General features: G+C 71.5%; 15 protein-coding genes. 13 read left to right on the top strand and 2 right to left on the bottom strand.

Annotated features, from left to right (window positions below):
• Positions 1 to 14 precede the first annotated feature (14 nt).
• The 6 genes from ABZ016_RS24210 to ABZ016_RS24185 are packed head-to-tail and all read left to right on the top strand — an operon-like array spanning position 15 to position 7,136.
• A complete protein-coding gene (locus tag ABZ016_RS24210; protein ID WP_356918743.1) occupies positions 15 to 740 on the top strand; it encodes a tail protein X in 726 nt (241 codons plus the stop codon).
• Positions 740 to 2,644, top strand: coding sequence for a VgrG-related protein (locus tag ABZ016_RS24205; RefSeq protein ID WP_356918742.1), 1,905 nt, complete (start codon positions 740 to 742; stop codon positions 2,642 to 2,644). Before ABZ016_RS24210 ends, ABZ016_RS24205 begins: the two co-directional genes overlap by 1 nt.
• Positions 2,645 to 2,699: 55 nt before the next feature.
• Entirely contained in the window at positions 2,700 to 3,140 is a 441-nt protein-coding gene (locus ABZ016_RS24200; protein ID WP_356918741.1) for a GPW/gp25 family protein, read from the top strand.
• Positions 3,140 to 5,104: a putative baseplate assembly protein gene (locus tag ABZ016_RS24195; protein ID WP_356918740.1), complete on the top strand. Its 1,965-nt coding sequence runs from the start codon at positions 3,140 to 3,142 to the stop codon at positions 5,102 to 5,104. Before ABZ016_RS24200 ends, ABZ016_RS24195 begins: the two co-directional genes overlap by 1 nt.
• Positions 5,101 to 5,661, top strand: coding sequence for a phage tail protein (locus ABZ016_RS24190; protein WP_356918739.1), 561 nt, complete (start codon positions 5,101 to 5,103; stop codon positions 5,659 to 5,661). The genes ABZ016_RS24195 and ABZ016_RS24190 overlap by 4 nt, the downstream gene beginning before the upstream one ends.
• Positions 5,658 to 7,136: a zinc ribbon domain-containing protein gene (locus ABZ016_RS24185; RefSeq protein ID WP_356918738.1), complete on the top strand. Its 1,479-nt coding sequence runs from the start codon at positions 5,658 to 5,660 to the stop codon at positions 7,134 to 7,136. Before ABZ016_RS24190 ends, ABZ016_RS24185 begins: the two co-directional genes overlap by 4 nt.
• Positions 7,137 to 7,212: 76 nt before the next feature.
• Here ABZ016_RS24185 and ABZ016_RS24180 read toward each other — a convergent pair whose 3' ends face one another.
• On the bottom strand, positions 7,213 to 8,652 hold the full coding sequence (locus ABZ016_RS24180) for a gamma-aminobutyraldehyde dehydrogenase (RefSeq protein ID WP_356918737.1): 1,440 nt from the start codon (positions 8,650 to 8,652) through the stop codon (positions 7,213 to 7,215).
• A 164-nt stretch (positions 8,653 to 8,816) separates the two neighbouring features.
• Here ABZ016_RS24180 and ABZ016_RS24175 point away from each other — a divergent pair, with 164 nt between their 5' ends.
• The 7 genes from ABZ016_RS24175 (at position 8,817) to ABZ016_RS24145 (ending at position 15,730) form a co-directional block, all read left to right on the top strand.
• Complete coding sequence (locus tag ABZ016_RS24175) at positions 8,817 to 9,332, top strand: Lrp/AsnC family transcriptional regulator (RefSeq protein ID WP_356918736.1); 516 nt, start codon at positions 8,817 to 8,819, stop codon at positions 9,330 to 9,332.
• A 19-nt stretch (positions 9,333 to 9,351) separates the two neighbouring features.
• Positions 9,352 to 10,713, top strand: a complete 1,362-nt coding sequence (locus ABZ016_RS24170; protein ID WP_356918735.1) for an aspartate aminotransferase family protein — start codon at positions 9,352 to 9,354, stop codon at positions 10,711 to 10,713.
• 218 nt (positions 10,714 to 10,931) lie between these two features.
• On the top strand, positions 10,932 to 11,681 hold the full coding sequence (locus ABZ016_RS24165) for an ATP-binding cassette domain-containing protein (protein WP_356918734.1): 750 nt from the start codon (positions 10,932 to 10,934) through the stop codon (positions 11,679 to 11,681).
• Positions 11,663 to 13,243, top strand: coding sequence for a hypothetical protein (locus tag ABZ016_RS24160; RefSeq protein ID WP_356918733.1), 1,581 nt, complete (start codon positions 11,663 to 11,665; stop codon positions 13,241 to 13,243). Before ABZ016_RS24165 ends, ABZ016_RS24160 begins: the two co-directional genes overlap by 19 nt.
• A gap of 98 nt (positions 13,244 to 13,341) precedes the next feature.
• On the top strand, positions 13,342 to 13,749 hold the full coding sequence (locus ABZ016_RS24155) for a VOC family protein (protein WP_356918732.1): 408 nt from the start codon (positions 13,342 to 13,344) through the stop codon (positions 13,747 to 13,749).
• A gap of 23 nt (positions 13,750 to 13,772) precedes the next feature.
• Positions 13,773 to 14,897 carry an LOG family protein gene (locus ABZ016_RS24150; protein ID WP_356918731.1) on the top strand — a complete coding sequence of 375 codons (1,125 nt, stop codon included), beginning with the start codon at positions 13,773 to 13,775 and terminating at the stop codon, positions 14,895 to 14,897.
• A 143-nt stretch (positions 14,898 to 15,040) separates the two neighbouring features.
• Positions 15,041 to 15,730, top strand: a complete 690-nt coding sequence (locus ABZ016_RS24145; RefSeq protein WP_356918730.1) for an LAETG motif-containing sortase-dependent surface protein — start codon at positions 15,041 to 15,043, stop codon at positions 15,728 to 15,730.
• A 58-nt stretch (positions 15,731 to 15,788) separates the two neighbouring features.
• Here the strand turns inward: ABZ016_RS24145 and ABZ016_RS24140 are convergent, their stop codons facing one another.
• Positions 15,789 to 16,586, bottom strand: coding sequence for a maleylpyruvate isomerase family mycothiol-dependent enzyme (locus tag ABZ016_RS24140; RefSeq protein ID WP_356918729.1), 798 nt, complete (start codon positions 16,584 to 16,586; stop codon positions 15,789 to 15,791).
• Positions 16,587 to 16,593 lie beyond the last annotated feature (7 nt).

Genomic DNA, 16,593 nt, shown 5'->3' with positions numbered 1-16,593 from the left:
GGAAGCGGGACATCATGGCCAAGGGCAGCAGGCGCGGCGCCGGCAAGAGCCTCATTCGCGCCGCACTCGCCATCCACGAACCGCCCAAGGGCAAGAGCAGAACGCCCGGCGGCATCATCAAGACCTTCGACTTCGACTTCAACCCGGCACAGCTGTCGCTGAGCCGCCGGGCCCAGTGGAAGGCGACCCCCGCGCAGATGGAACGCGTCGGCCCGCTCCCGGAGTTCATGGGCGCCGAGCCCCGGGAGATGGGAGTCGAGATCTTCCTCGACTCCTCCGACGAGCCGAACAGCAACACCGTCCTGAAGAAGGTCGACTCGCTGCTCGCCTGCTGCGAGGTGACGGCCAAGAGCCTCGCCGCCAAGCAGCCGTCGCCGCCCTGGGTCGTCTTCCAGTGGGGGTCGTTCTCGACGGCCCGGTTCACGGCGTACGTCAGCTCCGTGGAGGCCGACTACACGCTGTTCTCGACGACGGGCGTGCCGATCCGCGCCACCTGCCGGCTGCAGCTGCACGAGATCGCCAGCAAGACGAAGCGGCAGAACCCGACCTCCGGCGCGCTCACCGCGCAGCGGGTGCACCGGGTCGTGGCGGGCGACTCCCTGCAGTCGCTGGCCTGGCGGGAGTACGGCAACGCGGCCGCCTGGCGTTCCATCGCCGAGGCCAACGGCATCGACGACCCGGCGCGGCTGCCGACCGGCGTCGAACTGGTGCTGCCGGCCGCCGAGGAGGTGCGTTACTGATGGTGCAGTCCTCCTTTTCGAGCGTCGTCGACGTGAAGATCGGCGGCGCCCCGCTGCCGCCGGAGTTCGCCCCGGACCTGGTGGAGAGCTACGTCGACCAGGGGGTCGGTGTGCCCGCCGCGTTCCGGCTCACCTTCCGCGACCCGTACCGGCTGCTGCTGGGCAAGCTGAACATCACCTTCGGCACGGAGGTGGTGTTCGCGCCGGTGGCGGACGGCGAAGGTGCCGGGAATCCGCTGCTGACCGGTGAGGTCACCGGCCTGGAGGCCGACTACGACGGCACCGGCAGTTACACCGTCGTCCGCGGCTACGACTTCGGGCACCGGCTGCTGCGCCAGCGCCGGGTGGCGGCCTACCGCAACCAGAGCGCCTCCGACATCGCCCGCAAACTCGCCGGCAAGGACGGGGTGCCGATCGGGCGGATCGAGTCGACGAAGACGGTGTACGAGTTCATCAGCCAGTCCAACGTCACCGACTGGGACTTCCTCGCCCGGCTCGCCGACGAGAACGAGATGGTCATGTCGGTGGACGCGGACGGCAAGTTCCAGTTCGTGAAGCCCAAGTCGGCCTCCGGGGCGCCCTCCCCGCAGACCGACGGCGACAAGAGCCCGTTCGTCCTCCAGGGCGGGCACGACATCCTGCGCCTGCGGGCCGCCGTCACCGCCGCCGACCAGGTGGCCAAGGTCGAGTCGCGCGGCTGGGACGTGACGACGAAGAAGAAGCTGACCGCCACCGCGGCGGCCACCGGCAATCCCGGCATCACCATCGGCACCACCCCGGGCGCGGCGGCCGGGAAGTTCAAGGCCGCGAAGCTCGTGGAGACGGGAACGCCCTACGCCAAGCAGAACGAGGTGCGGTTCGCCGCCGACGCCCTCGCCGACGACGTCACCGGCTCGTTCGCCGAGCTGGAGGTCGTCGCCCGGGGAAACCCCAAACTGCGCCCGGGAGTTCCGGTGGCGCTGGCGGACGTCGGAGTGCCCTTCGAGGGCAAGTACACCGTCACCTCGGTCCGGCACGACTTCGGCGACGGCAAGCACTACGAGGCGTGGGTGACCGTCAGCGGACGGCAGTGGCGTTCGCTGTACGGGCTGGCCTCGGGCGGCGGGTCGCAGACCGCGCCCCGGATGCCGAGCGTGGCGAACGCGCTGGTCACCGATGTGAACGACCCGCTCAAGCAGGGGCGGGTCCGGCTGCAGTTCCCGTGGCTGGACGACAGTTACGTCAGCGACTGGACGAGGACCGTGCAGATGGGCGGTCTGGGCGGTGGCGGGGTGTTCCCGATGGACGTCAACGACGAGGTGCTGGTGGCGTTCGACCGGGGTGCCCTGGACCATCCGTTCGTGATCGGCGGTCTCTACAACGGGCGGGACAAGCCGACCACGGTCGGTGACGTGCCGCTGCACGACACCGTCCGCAAGAAGGCGAGCCGGCACACCGTCTCCGACCGGGACGGCAACCGGATGGACCTGCTCAGCCAGAAGACCGGCCTCCGCAAGCAGGGGGTACGGCTGGTCTCGGGCGACAAGCAGCTGACCATCAACCTGGACCGGACCAAGACCGAGATCGTCGTGGACAGCAAGGGGTCGGTGACGATCAAGGGCAGCCGGTCGGTGTCGGTCGAGGCCGGCACCGATCTCACGCTGAGCGCGAGGCGGTCCGTGAACATCAAGAGCGGCGGGTTGGTCAACATCCAGGGCCGCGGGCTGGTCAACCTCAAGTCGCTCGGCGGTGCGGTCACCGTGGACGCGATGGGCGCGCTCAATCTCAAGGCGGTCGGCGCCGCGACGTTCACTGCGGGCGGCACGGTCCAGGTCAACACCATTGCGAATGTCGGAATCCGGGCGATCACCATCGCGCTGCAGGGCGCGGTGCTGGTCAACAGCAAGCCGTATCCGCTGCCGTGACGACCGTCGAGCTCTTCAAGATCGTCAGGATGAGGAGAAGGCAGGTGGCCCACTGATGGCCGAGCAGTTCGTCGGCTCCGGCTGGTCGTTCCCACTGCGTATCGGGCCGACCGGCGGGATCGCGCTGGTCAGCGGGGAACGGGAGATCGAGGAGGCGATCCGGCTGGTCCTGTCGACCGCGCCGGGCGAGCGGCCGATGCGTCCGGACTTCGGCTGCGCCATCCACGACCTGGTGTTCGCGCCGGTCAACGAGCAGACCGCGGGCCGGATCCAGCACGAGGTGTACGTCAGTCTGGACCGCTGGGAGCCGCGCATCGAGGTCGACGAGGTCGAGGTCAGCGCCGGCACCGACCAGAGCGTGCTCTACATCGACGTCCGCTACTCGATCCGCGGCACCAACAACCCCCGCAGCCTGGTCTTCCCCTTCTACGTCATTCCGTCCCACGAGGAGCCCGACGCCCCCGGCGCGGGCGCCGCCCCCGAAAGCGACCGCTGATGGCCCTGCCCTCACCCAACCTCGACGACCGCCGTTTCCAGCAGTTCGTCGACGACGCCAAGCGCTACATCCAGCAGCGCGCCCCGGAGTGGACCGACCACAACGTCTCCGACCCGGGCGTCACCCTCGTCGAGACGGTCGCCCACATGGCCGACCAGATCGTCTACCGGCTCAACCGGGTGCCGGAGAAGAACCATCTGGCGTTCCTGGACCTCGTCGGGATCACCCTGTTCCCGCCGTCCGCGGCCCGCACGGACGTGACGTTCTGGCTGTCGGCACCGCAGGAGGAGCCGGTGCGGGTGCCGGTCGGCACGGAGGTCGCGACGCTGCGCACCGAGAGCGAGGAGGCGGTCGTCTTCGCGACGGAGCGCGAACTGATGGTGGTGCCCAGCGCGTTGCGTCATCTGCTGGTGCAGCACCAGGGGGAGCCGGTCGTCGACCGGACGCACGATCTCGCCGCGGGGGACAAGGACCTGCTGTGCTTCGCCGAGTCGCCCCGCCCGGGTGACTGCATGCTGCTCGGTCTGACCGCGGCGGTGCCGCACTGCGCGCTCGCCCTGGACCTGGACAGCCGGGTCGACGGCGTCGGCGTGGATCCGCGGCAGCCGCCGCTGGTCTGGGAGGCGTGGACCGCGGACGGCTGGCAGCCCTGCGAGGTCGACCGGGACGGCACCGGCGGGCTCAACCGTCCCGGCGAGGTCGTGCTGCACGTCCCCGGCGGGCACGTGCTGTCCCGCAACGCCGGCCAGGAGGCGGGCTGGCTGCGCTGCCGGGTCACCGACCCCCTGCCCGACCAGCCGTTCTACACCACCTCGCCCACCGTGCGGGCCGTGGAGGCGTTCACGATCGGCGGCACCACCGCCACCGTGCACGCCGAGACGGTGTACGACGAGGCGCTCGGCGAGTCCACCGGGCTGCCGGGCCAGCGGCTGCGGCTGGCGCACGCGCCCGTGGTCGGCGACGACCCTCCGGTGCTGCTGCAGACCGCCGAGCACGACGGCTGGACGGACTGGCGGGTCGTGCCGAACTTCGCCTCGTCGGGGCCTGAGGACCGGCACATCACACTCGACGCCACGACCGGCGAGATCGCGTTCGGCCCGGCCGTGCGCGAACCCGACGGCTCCCTGCGGCAGTACGGCACGGTCGCCCCCAAGGGCGCCCCCGTACGGGCCCGCCGCTACCGCACGGGCGGTGGCCGCGCCGGCAACGTGGCGCGCGGCGCGGTGCAGATCCTGCGCACCTCCATCCCGTACGTCTCCGAGGTCGTCAATCGCGAGGCCGCGCGCGGCGGGGTGGACGGGGAGACGGTGGAGGAGGCGAAGGTCCGGGCCCCGATCACCCTGCGCGCCCAGGAGCGGGCGGTGACCCTGCGCGACTACGAGGAACTGGCCCGCCGCGCCGCCCCCGAGACCGCGCGCATCACCTGCCTGGAGGGCAAGGAGGGCGAGCACGGGGCCTACGCCGTGCGGGTGCTGGTCGTGCCGCAGGCCGTGCCCGACCCCGGTGGCCGCCTCCGCTTCGAGCAACTGGTGCCCGGTGACGCCCTGCTGGACCGCATCACCCGGCACCTGGACGAACGGCGCCTGATCGGCACCCGGTTGGCCGTGGGGCCGCCGTACTACCAGGGCGTCACGGTCGTGGCCACCGTGCACGCCTTCCGGGGTGTCGACACCGACCGGGTGCGGAGGCAGGCGCACGACGCGCTGTACCGGCATCTCGACCCGCTGACCGGTGGCGCGAACGGCACGGGCTGGCCGTTCGGGCGGCCCGTCCAGGCCGGGGAGGTGTTCGCGGTGCTGCAGCGTGTGCCGGGTGTCGAGCTGGTCGACGAGGTGGTGCTGCACCCCGCCGACCCCCTCACCGGCAAACGCGGCGAACCGACGGACCGTATCGACCTGTCGGCGCCGTCGCTGGTCTTCTCCTTCGACCACCGCGTCCGGGTGATCGGAGACGGTTCCTCATGAGGGGCTCGATCGACGGTCTCGGATCCTCCGCGCCGATCGGGGCGATGCTGCCGGCGGTGTTCGCCGACGACGACCTGGCCCAGCGGTTCGTCGGCGGGCTCGACGACGTGATCGCGCCGATCCTCAGCGTCCTGGACTGTCTCGACACCTACTTCCGGCCGTCCCTGGCGCCGCTGGACTTCACCCAGTGGCTGGGGAACTGGGTCGGCGCGGAGACCGAGGGCGGCGAACCCGAGCCGCTGCTGCGGGCCGCCGTGGGCGCCGCCGCGTATCTGCACCGCATCCGCGGCACCCGGCGCGGGCTGTCCGAGACGGTACGGCTCGCCTTCGGTGTGGAACCGGAGATCACGGAGAGCGGTGCCGCGAGCTGGAACGCCCGCCCGCTGGGCCCGTTCCCCGGCGATCCGCGCCCCCATCTCCATGTCCGCCTGCGTCTTCCCGCACCCACCACGGCGGACCACCACCGCCTGGACACCCTCGTGTCCGCCGCCCGCCCTGCTCACATGCCGTACACGGTCCAGGTGACCGCGACCGCCGAAAGGACCCCGCAACCATGACGACCCCCCAGAACTGCGCCGACTGTGGCACCCGCGCGCAACCGGGCCAGTCGTTCTGCGACGCGTGCGGCGCGGTACTCGGCTGGAGGGACAGGGCTGCCGCCGCGGCCGGGAGTTCCGCCGCCGCCGGTACTGCCGGCACCCGCAGTGCCTCCGAAGCGTCCAGTGCCTCTGGTGCCTCCAGTGGCTCCGACCAGGCCGGTGCATCCGGTACCGACGGTGCCAGAGGTACCTCCCGTTCCTCCGGCACACCCATCTCCTCCCGCCCGGACGGCGGTGCGGGCCTCCCCCACACCTCCCGGGACCGCCTGGGCACGGCCGGTGCGACGCAGGCCGCCGCTCCTCGCGCCACCCCCGCCGACCCCGCTGCCGGCACCACCCCCGGGCAAGCCGCCACCGCCCCGGCCGCTCATCGCCCGGAACCCGACTCCGCCGCCCCCTCCCCTCAGTCCACGCACCACCCGGAAACACCAGCCGACAACAGAACCCACCCGGCCCCGGACGACACCGCCCCCACCGAGCCCGTCCCCGCGGCCACCCCGACCCCGACCCCGGATCCGTCCACCACCACGGGCATCCACACCCGCGCCCGCCGCCTCATCGTCCCGGTCAGCGAGCCCGAGCCCGCCCCCACCCCGCCCCCCGCCGTCTCCCCCGTCCTCCCGGGCCGGCCCACCCCGCAGCGTCCGCAGGCCGTCCGGGCCCCCGGCGAGGAACACGGCGTCGACGGCGGCGCCCCGTGCCCCTGGTGCGCGACCCGGAACCGCCCCGAGCGGCACTTCTGCGCCCGGTGCGCGATGCCGATGGCCGGTGCCGGGCCCACCCCGGGCCGGCTCCCCTGGTGGCGGCGGTTCGGCCCCTTCGGCAGCAAGGAGGCGCCCTGGGCGGGCGACCGCCCCCGGCTGCGCCGCGCCTTCGACCGCGTCCTGTCCTGGCTGGCCGCCGCGATCGTCCTCACCCTGCTGATCGTCCTGGCGTTCAACATCCCGAAGGGCGTCCAGGCCACCCGCGACCACTTCGCCAAGCGCGCCCCGGTCTCCCCGGACCGCTACAGCGCCTCCCGCCACTACCCCGGCCACAAGCCGGACCTGGTGTTCGACAAGCTCAACGACACCTGGTGGGGCCCGGGCGTGTCCGAGTCCGCCCAGGGCCAGTGGATCGAGGCCCGCTTCGACCAGCCGACCCGCCTCCTGGACCTGATCATCACGCCGGGCATCTCCACCCGCGCCGAGGACCTGCGCAAGTCAGCGCTCCCGCACCGCGTCACGGCCACCGTCACGGGCGCCGACGGCAGGACGACGACCCGCAAGCTCACCCTCGACCAGGGCGCCGGCCCGCAGCGCCGTGCCTTCCGCGTGGGCGAGGTGTCCGCCGTCCGCTTCACCATCGACTCGGCCTACGGCACCTCGGCGAAGAAGCAGGTGTCCATCGCCGAGATCGAGTTCTTCGGCCCGTCGAGCGCGAACGGCGGCTGAGCGCACTCCCCGGAACAACACCGCGGCCCCGGACGGAAACAGACCGTCCGGGGCCGCGCGCAGCCTGGCTGAGCGCCTACGCGTCCAGCGACGTCATCACGTGCTTGATCCGCGTGTAGTCGTCGAAGCCGTACGCCGAGAGGTCCTTGCCGTAGCCGGACTTCTTGAAGCCGCCGTGCGGCATCTCGGCGACCAGCGGGATGTGCGTGTTGATCCACACACAGCCGAAGTCGAGCTTCTTGGACATCCGCATGGCCCGGCCGTGGTCCTTGGTCCACACGGAGGACGCGAGCGCGTACTCGACGCCGTTGGCCCACTCGACCGCCTGGTCCTCGTCGCGGAAGGACTGCACGGTGATGACCGGGCCGAAGACCTCCTTCTGGATGATCTCGTCGTCCTGCTTCAGGCCCGAGACGACGGTCGGCGCGTAGAAGTAGCCCTTGTCGCCGACCCGCTTGCCGCCGGTCTCCACGCGCGCGTGCGCGGGCAGGCTGTCGATGAAGCCCTCGACCTGCGCGAGCTGGTTGGGGTTGTTGAGCGGCCCGAACAGCACGTCCTCGTCGTCCGGCTGCCCCGTCTTCGTCTCGGACGCGGCCTTCGCCAGCGCGGAGACGAACTCGTCGTGGATGGACTCGTGGACGAGCACGCGCGTGGCGGCCGTACAGTCCTGCCCGGCGTTGAAGTAGCCCGCGACGGAGATGTCCTCGACGGCCTTGGCGATGTCGGTGTCCTCGAAGACCACGACCGGCGCCTTGCCGCCGAGCTCCAGGTGGACGCGCTTGACGTCCTTGGCGGCGGACTCGGCGACCTGCATGCCGGCCCGTACGGAGCCGGTGATGGAGGCCATCGCCGGGGTGTCGTGCTCGACCATCAGGCGGCCGGTCTCGCGGTCGCCGCAGATGACGTTGAAGACACCCTTGGGGACGACGGAGCCGATGATCTCGGCGATGAGGACCGTCGAGGCGGGGGTGGTGTCGGACGGCTTCAGCACGACCGTGTTGCCCGCCGCGAGCGCCGGGGCGAACTTCCACACGGCCATCATCATCGGGTAGTTCCACGGGGCGACCTGCGCGCAGACCCCGACCGGCTCACGGCGCACGATGGAGGTCAGGCCCTCCATGTACTCGCCGGCCGAGCGGCCCTCGAGCATCCGCGCCGCGCCCGCGAAGAAGCGGATCTGGTCGACCATCGGCGGGATCTCCTCGGAGCGGGTCAGCCCGATCGGCTTGCCCGTGTTCTCCACCTCGGCCGCGATCAGCTCCTCGGCGCGCTCCTCGAAGGCGTCCGCGATCTTCAGCAGGGCCTTCTGACGCTCGGCGGGCGTGGTGTCTCGCCAGCCGGGAAAGGCCTCGGCGGCCGCCGCCATCGCGGCGTCCACGTCCGCCTGCCCGGACAGCGGAGCGGTCGCGTACGCCTCACCCGTCGCGGGATTGACCACCTCGGTGGTCCGTCCGTCGGCGGCGTCCCGGAACTCACCGCCGATGTAGTTGCGCAGACGACGAAGCTCGGTGCTCACTGCCGGCCCTCCAGTTCGGATGTCCAGTACTTGAGACACCCACCCTAGTCGGCCGTACCACGTTTTCAACACCCCCTCCCCCGTCATACATGCGGAATCCGCAGTTGCAGGGGACGCAAACGACGGATTTCATCGATCAGACCTTGCGGAAGTGTCGAGACCTCGTGCACAGTGACCCCGTGGCCAGTCGAAGCGCAGACCAGAGGGACTCCCGCGAGTCCAGGAACGGCGGTCCCCAACTGGACGCCGTCTCCCTCGCCATCATCGAACAGCTCCAGGAGGACGGCCGCCGGCCGTACGCCGCCATCGGCAAGGCCGTCGGCCTCTCCGAGGCGGCCGTGCGCCAGCGGGTCCAGAAGCTGCTCGACCAGGGCGTGATGCAGATCGTCGCCGTCACGGACCCGCTCACCGTGGGCTTCCGCAGACAGGCGATGGTCGGCGTCAACGTCGAGGGCGACGTGGAGTCGGTCGCGGACGCGCTGTCGGCCATGTCCGAGTGCGAGTACGTGGTGATGACCGCAGGCTCCTTCGACCTGATGGTGGAGATCGTCTGCGAGGACGACGACCACCTCCTGGACGTCATCAACAAACGCATCCGGGCCGTCCCCGGAGTGCGCTCCACCGAGAGCTTCGTCTACCTGAAGCTCAAGAAGCAGACCTACATGTGGGGAACCCGATAACCGTGAGGACCCGATAGCCGTGAGCAAGGACCTCTCCCAGACCGCGTACGACCACCTGTGGATGCACTTCACGCGCATGTCGTCGTACGAGAAGTCCCCCGTCCCCACCATCGTCCGGGGCGAGGGCACGTACATCTACGACGACCAGGGCAAGCGCTACCTGGACGGTCTCGCCGGCCTGTTCGTCGTACAGGCCGGGCACGGCCGCGTCGAGCTCGCCGAGACCGCCTTCAAGCAGGCGCAGGAGCTGGCGTTCTTCCCGGTGTGGTCCTACGCCCACCCCAAGGCCGTCGAGCTGGCCGAGCGCCTCGCCGGTCACGCCCCGGGCGACCTGAACAAGGTCTTCTTCACCACCGGCGGCGGTGAGGCGGTCGAGACCGCCTGGAAGCTCGCCAAGCAGTACTTCAAGCTCGTCGGCAAGCCCACCAAGCACAAGGTCATCTCCCGGGCGGTCGCCTACCACGGCACCCCGCAGGGCGCCCTGTCGATCACCGGCCTGCCGGGCCTGAAGGCCCCGTTCGAGCCGCTGGTGCCGGGCGCGCACAAGGTGCCGAACACCAACATCTACCGCGCCCCGATCTTCGGCGACGACCCGGAGGCCTTCGGCCGCTGGGCCGCCGACCAGATCGAGCAGCAGATCCTCTTCGAGGGCCCGGACACGGTCGCGGCGGTCTTCCTGGAGCCGGTGCAGAACGCCGGCGGCTGCTTCCCGCCCCCGCCGGGCTACTTCCAGCGGGTCCGCGAGATCTGCGACCAGTACGACGTGCTGCTCGTCTCGGACGAGGTCATCTGCGCCTTCGGCCGTCTGGGCACGTACTTCGCCTGCGACAAGTTCGACTACGTCCCGGACATGATCACCTGCGCCAAGGGCATGACCTCGGGCTACTCCCCGATCGGCGCGTGCATCGTCTCCGACCGCCTGGCCGAGCCGTTCTACAAGGGCGACAACACCTTCCTGCACGGCTACACCTTCGGCGGCCACCCGGTCTCCGCGGCCGTGGGCCTGGCCAACCTCGACCTGTTCGAGCGCGAGAACCTCAACCAGCACGTCCTGGACAACGAGGGCAACTTCCGCTCCACCCTGGAGAAGCTGCACGACCTGCCGATCGTCGGCGACGTCCGCGGCAACGGTTTCTTCTACGGCATCGAGCTGGTCAAGGACAAGGCCACCAAGGAGTCCTTCGACGCCGACGAGACCGAGCGGATCCTGTACGGCTTCCTCTCCAAGAAGCTGTACGAGAACGGCCTGTACTGCCGCGCCGACGACCGCGGCGACCCGGTCGTCCAGCTCGCGCCGCCGCTGATCTCCGACCAGTCGACGTTCGACGAGATCGAGCAGATCCTGCGCGCCACCCTGTCGGAGGCGTGGACGAAGCTCTGACCGCCGCCCGGCCGTCGCCTCTCCGATCGTCTGCCTGGATGATCAACACCAGCCCCGGTGCCGCCCGTTCGAGTGAGAAACGGCGGCCCGGGGCCGCGTGCTGTCCGGCGTCCCGCCGCCTTCTGCCTAGCGTGCCAAGTGACTGATCGGCCCTGCCTTCGTTCCCCCGCACGGGGGAACGGCACGGGAACTACGGATCTGAACCGAGGTGTACGCACATGGAGGCCCCGCCGGACAACGACGTGCTCTGGGCACGCGCGCTGCACTTCCAGCACGAGGACGGCTCCCCCGCTCTCAGCGGTGTCTCGCTCGGCGTGCGGGAGGCCGAGATCCTCGCCGTCAGCGGCGCGCGCGGCAGTGGCAAGACGACCCTGCTGCGGTGCCTGTCCGGTCTGCTGCCCGTCCGGCGCGGCGAGGTGTGGTTCAACAGCGTGCCCGTGCACACCATGGGCCCCCTCACCCGGGAGCGGCTGCGCCGCGACCGCTTCGGCTGGATCGACCCGGCCCCCACGCTGGTCCCGGAGCTCAACGCCTGGGAGAACACCGCCCTGCCGTTGATGCTGCGCGGCACCAGCCGGCGCCGTGCCAAGAAGGCGGCCCTGGAGTGGCTGGAGCGGCTGGACATCGGCGAGAGCGCCCGCAAGCGACCGCACCAGCTGGTGCAGGCCGAGCGGCAGCGGGTGTGCATCGCCCGCGCCCTCGCCCCCGCCCCGTCGGTGCTGTTCGCCGACGAGCCCGCGGCGCCCCTGCACCGCGCCGACCGCGCCCACGCGCTGCGCACCCTCACCACGGCGGCGCGCTCCCACGGCATCACGGTCGTCCTGGCCACCCACGACCCGGAGACCGCGGCGCTCGCCGACCGCACGCTGTCCCTGATCGACGGGCGGTGCGTACAGACGGTGCACCTGCCTCCGGTCCCCGAGACCGCTGAGCCGAAAGGCCGGGCGGCGTGCTCGCTCTCCGTCTGACCCGCGACGCCCACCCCGCCGTCCAGCTGCGCCGTCTCCTGGTCACGGCCGCCTCGGCGGGCACGTCCTTCCTGCTGCTCTGCGCCCTGGGTTACGCCATGGGCCGCCCCGGCTCCCCCGGCACCGGCCTGCTGCGCCTGGCCTGGTGCGCCCCTCCGCTGGCCGCCACGGTGTACTTCGCGGTCGCGGTGGCCCGCACCGACCCCGGTACCAAGCCCCGTCCCGGCCTCTCGGCGATCGGCCTGGGCCCGCTGCGCCTGATGGCCGTCTCGGCGACGACGACGGCTCTCTCCGGCACGCTGGGCTCGATGCTGGCGCTGCTGTTCTTCCTGCATCTGCGCGGTGACCTGACGGGCATGCCCTTCGACGGCGCCGCCGCCGACTTCCTCGCCGCGGATCGGCCGCTGCCACTGCCCGGGGCCCTGACCCTGCTCGCGATCGTGCCCCTGGGCGCTTCGGTCGCGGTCGCCCTGACACTGCGGCCGAGGGAGGCGGGGCCGGCACCGGCCCCGGCGGGCCGGACGTACGGCCGCTTCGGCGCCTACCGGCGTACGAGCGCGCCCGAGACGTTCGGGACGTACGGCCGCTTCGGGCGGCAGATCGTCCGGCCGACGGACAGCGGGGCCGGGGAGCAGGCGGAGCCGGCCGGGTCCGACGGGCGCAACGGTGCGCCTCCGTCCGCCCGGACGGGCGGATCCGTCCCGGCGACGGCCACGGCCGTACGGGACACCGGGACCGCCGTGAGCGTGGCCGACGATCCCGCTCGGCCGTCCGGCCCGCACCCGGAGGCTCCGGACGCCGTGCCCGGCTCGAGCACGGCCGGGAACCCCGCCCTGCAGTTCGCCGTCGAGTCGGCCGGCGACGCCGCTCGGCAGCAGACCCGGCACGCCGCCGACTTCGCCGACGACGCGGACACCGCCGCCGCCCTCGCCGTGCCGGAGGCGGCCCTGCTCGGCTCCCCCACCGCCGCGCCGTCCGGCCTCCCCTGGGGCATCGCCGTCCTGACCGCGGGTCTCGCCGTGGAGACCTACACGAGCCGCACCGCCCCCACACCCCCCGACCTCACCTTCTCCGGCGCGGCGCCCGGCGTCCTGATGGGCTGGGCGCTGGCCGCCGTGGGTCTGGCCCTGGCCGGTCCGGGCCTGACCCATCTGTGCGGCCGGCTGCTCCAGTCGGCCCGCCCCGGCGCCCTCCGGCTGCTGGCCGGGCGGGTCCTCATGGCGGAGGCCACCCGTATCGGCCGTCCCCTGGGCGTGGTCTGCGCGGTGCTGTCGGCCGCGTTCGCCATGGCGCTGCTGCACGGCCCGGACGGACTGTCGCTCGGTCCGCTCACCACCCTCGGCGTGGTCCTCGTGACCGGCTGCACCGTGGCGACTCTCCTCACGGCCGCCGTCGAGGCCCGGCAGGCACGCGCCGACACCACCGCCGCGCTGGTGCGGCTCGGCGCCCCCGCGACGATGCTGCGGGGCGCCGCCGCCCTGCGCGCGAGCGTGCTGCTCGCCCTGTTCGGCCCGCTCACGCTGACGGTCGCCGAACTGGCGGCGCTGCCCCTGGCGCACTGAGAACCGGTACGAAAAAAATCCCCGGACGGCGATGAGTTCCGCGCCGGACCCCGGTCTGTATCCGCGTAACGACACGGACCCGTTGGGAGAGACCTCACATGTACCAGCAGATGATCTTCGTGAACCTGTGCGTCACCGACCTCGACGCGTCCAGGAAGTTCTTCACCGAGCTCGGCTACACGATCAACGAGCAGTTCAGCGACGCCACCACCGCCTCCGTCGTGATCAGCGACACCATCGTGGTGATGGTGCACACCGGTGAGAAGTACCTGCAGTTCACGAAGAAGGAGATCGCGGACTCGAAGAAGACCAGCGAGGTGCTGATCGCGCTGAGCGCAGAGAGCCGGGAGAAGGTCGACGAGCTGGTCGAGAAGGCGGTCGCGGCGGGCGGCTCCGTCACGGGCGAGACCCAGGACCACGGTTTCATGTACGGCCGCGCCTTCGACGACCCGGACGGCCACACCTTCGAGGTGGTGTGGATGGACCCGGCCGCCGTCCAGGGCTGAACCCGTGTGCCTAGCATGGGCGGGTGCAGACGATGCCCGCCCATGCGGCCCACCACGACGACCGTGAGATAGAGACCCTCGAGGAGTTCGACGCGACCGTCTCGGCGCGCGGGACGCTCGCGGGGTACCGCGTGCAGGCCGTCGACCTGACGGACCGTACGCGCGAGCTGCTCTCCACGGACACCGCGGCCGCGGTCTTCCTCGGCTGCGCTATGCGCGAGGAGGCCGCCGCGAAGATACGCGCGGACGGCGCCCTGGTCTTCCCGCCGGTCCCGGACCTGCCCTTCGACCCGTACCGCGGCGTGGTCTACTCGCCGGACGAACTGTTCACATCACTGGCCGACGGCTACGAGGCCACGCCCGACGCCCGCGCCTACGCCTGGTTCCAGCGGACCAAGGCGGACGGGGACATCTACGCCTCCATGCTGCGCGCGGTCCACGACGACTCCGTCTCGGACGCGCTCGACGAACTCCTCTCCGGCGCCCGGGTCGTGGGTGTGATGGGCGGCCACGCGATGGCCCGCGGCACCGAGGAGTACGCGGGAGCCGCACGGCTCGGCCGGGAGCTGGCCCGCGCCGGGTTCACGGTGGCGACCGGCGGCGGCCCCGGCGCGATGGAGGCGGCGAACCTCGGCGCCCACGCCGCCCCGTTCGACGACGAGATGCTGACCGAGTCGCTCGAACTGCTCGCCAAGGCACCGCACTTCACGCCGTCGATCACCCAGTGGGCGTCCGCCGCCTTCGAGATCCGCACCCGCTGGCCGCAGGGCGGCCGCTCCGTCGGCATCCCGACCTGGTTCTACGGGCACGAGCCGCCGAACGCGTTCGCCTCGCACATCGCCAAGTACTTCGCCAACGCCACCCGTGAGGACGGCCTGCTGGCCCGGTCCACCGCCGGCGTGGTGTTCCTGCCGGGCGCCGCCGGAACCGTGCAGGAGATCTTCGACAACGCGACGCCGAACTACTACGAGTCGCGCGGCGAGCCGACGCCCATGGTGCTCGTGAACCGCACGCACTGGACGGAGGAGCTGCCCACATGGCCGCTGCTCCGGTCGCTGGCCAGGGGGCGTTCGATGGAGGAGCGGATCGCGCTGGTGGAGCGGATCGAGGAGGCGCCGGAGGCGTTGAAACGTCTCGGCGGGCAATAAGAAGGCAAAGCAAGTGCTTGCACGCTGCATATGCGTTGACACTACTTATGCAGCGCTTATAGACCTGTGAGCCTGGTGGTGGTGCTGATGCACAGTCAACACTGCCTCAACCCCCCGCTCTTCATATCCTGTAAAGGACAAACGTGGCAGTTCTGTCCGTATTCCGCCGCGCACGCGCCGTGCGCATCCTCGGTGTCGTCTCCGCCTCGGCCGCGCTCGCGCTCGGCGCCTCCGGCACCGCGCTCGCCTGCAACATCAGCGAGTTCTCGGCCGAGGCGAAGTGCGATGGCGACAAGGGCGTCATCACCGTCACCGACGTGGACCCCGCCGGTGTTCCGGCGACGGTCACCGTGTACCAGGAGAACAACGGCGCCGACGTCAAGAAGGTCGGCGAGCAGGTGGTCAAGGGCTCCCGCGAGGGCACCAGCATCACCTTCACCGAGAACTGGAAGCCGAGCGCGGAGTACCGCATCCACGTGAAGGCCGCTCCGTACGTCGACGAGGACATCAAGCCGAACCTCGTCACCCCGGCCACGGCGTGCAAGAAGGAGGAGGAGCCCCCGGCTTCGACTCCCCCGGCCACGCCGACCCCGTCGGCCTCCCCCTCGAAGCCCGCCGAGGAGACGGACACCCCGGCTCCGGAGCCGTCGGAGAGCGAGAGCACCGTGCCGGCGGGCAACGCGCCCGGCCCGGCCGGTGACTCCAACCTCGCCGAGACCGGCGCCAACTCCAACACCGGCATCATCGCCGGTGTCGCGGCGGCCCTGGTCGTCGTCGGTGGCGGCGCGGTCTTCTTCGGCATGCGCCGTCGCGGGGCGAACAACGACAGCTGACGCCCGCGGCACTCCGTGATGTGGCCCGCCCCTCTCGCAGGGGCGGGCCACATGCGTCTCATCCGAACGTGGCCCGCTCCAGCCAGAACTCCAGCAGCTCCCGCTCCCCCAGCACTTCCAGCTCGGGGGCGTCCAGCGACAGCCGGCGGTAGAACGCGAGCAGCACGGAGGTGAGCGGCCCGCGCAGTGCGACCGTGGCCTTCTCATGGCCCCGGCGCCAGGTGACGCCCTCCTCGGTGAGCTCGACGAGCCACTCGGCGTTCAGCTCGGGCCCGGTGTCGGTGGCGTGCAGGTGAATGCTGCGGCCCGGGCCGCGCAGTTCCCGCGCCGCGTCGTGCGGTGCCGTCCGCTGCACGTGCTCCACGATCTGCAGCCACTCGTCGACGGCGTCGGCGGCCACGTCGGGCGCGACCTCGAAGGGCAGTCCGGCGGCGAGCGCGGCGTCCGCGCGGTGCACGGTGATCTCGTGCGTCATACGGCGGGCCCAGAAACCGGCGCTGAGCGTCCCCGCCCAGCCCCACACCTTCGCGTCGGGCCCGGCCTCCCGCAGCGCGGCGACGACCTGCTCGCCGGCCTCCGCCAGCCAGGCGTCCAGCGCGGCGGCGTCCCCGCGGTCCTCAGGCCCTTCGGCACCCGGTACCTGTTCCTCGGGCACCTCCTCCCGGGCCCTGGTCCGCACCATGAGCTCCACCCAGCGCAGGGCACCGCCCATGTGCCGGACCAACTGCTCCAGCGACCAGTCCGGGCAGGTCGGCACGGTCGCGGTCAAATCGGCGCCAGAGGTCACCACCGACCTCAACAGGACGGTCTGGTGGGCGATCTCGTCGCAGTAGCGGTCGTGTGCGAGTGACGTCATGCCCCGC

The sequence above is a fragment of the Streptomyces sp. NPDC006372 genome, from assembly GCF_040612515.1.
In the GTDB taxonomy this organism is placed as follows: Bacteria; Actinomycetota; Actinomycetes; order Streptomycetales; family Streptomycetaceae; genus Streptomyces.
This window is presented reverse-complemented; position numbering and strand designations above follow the sequence as displayed.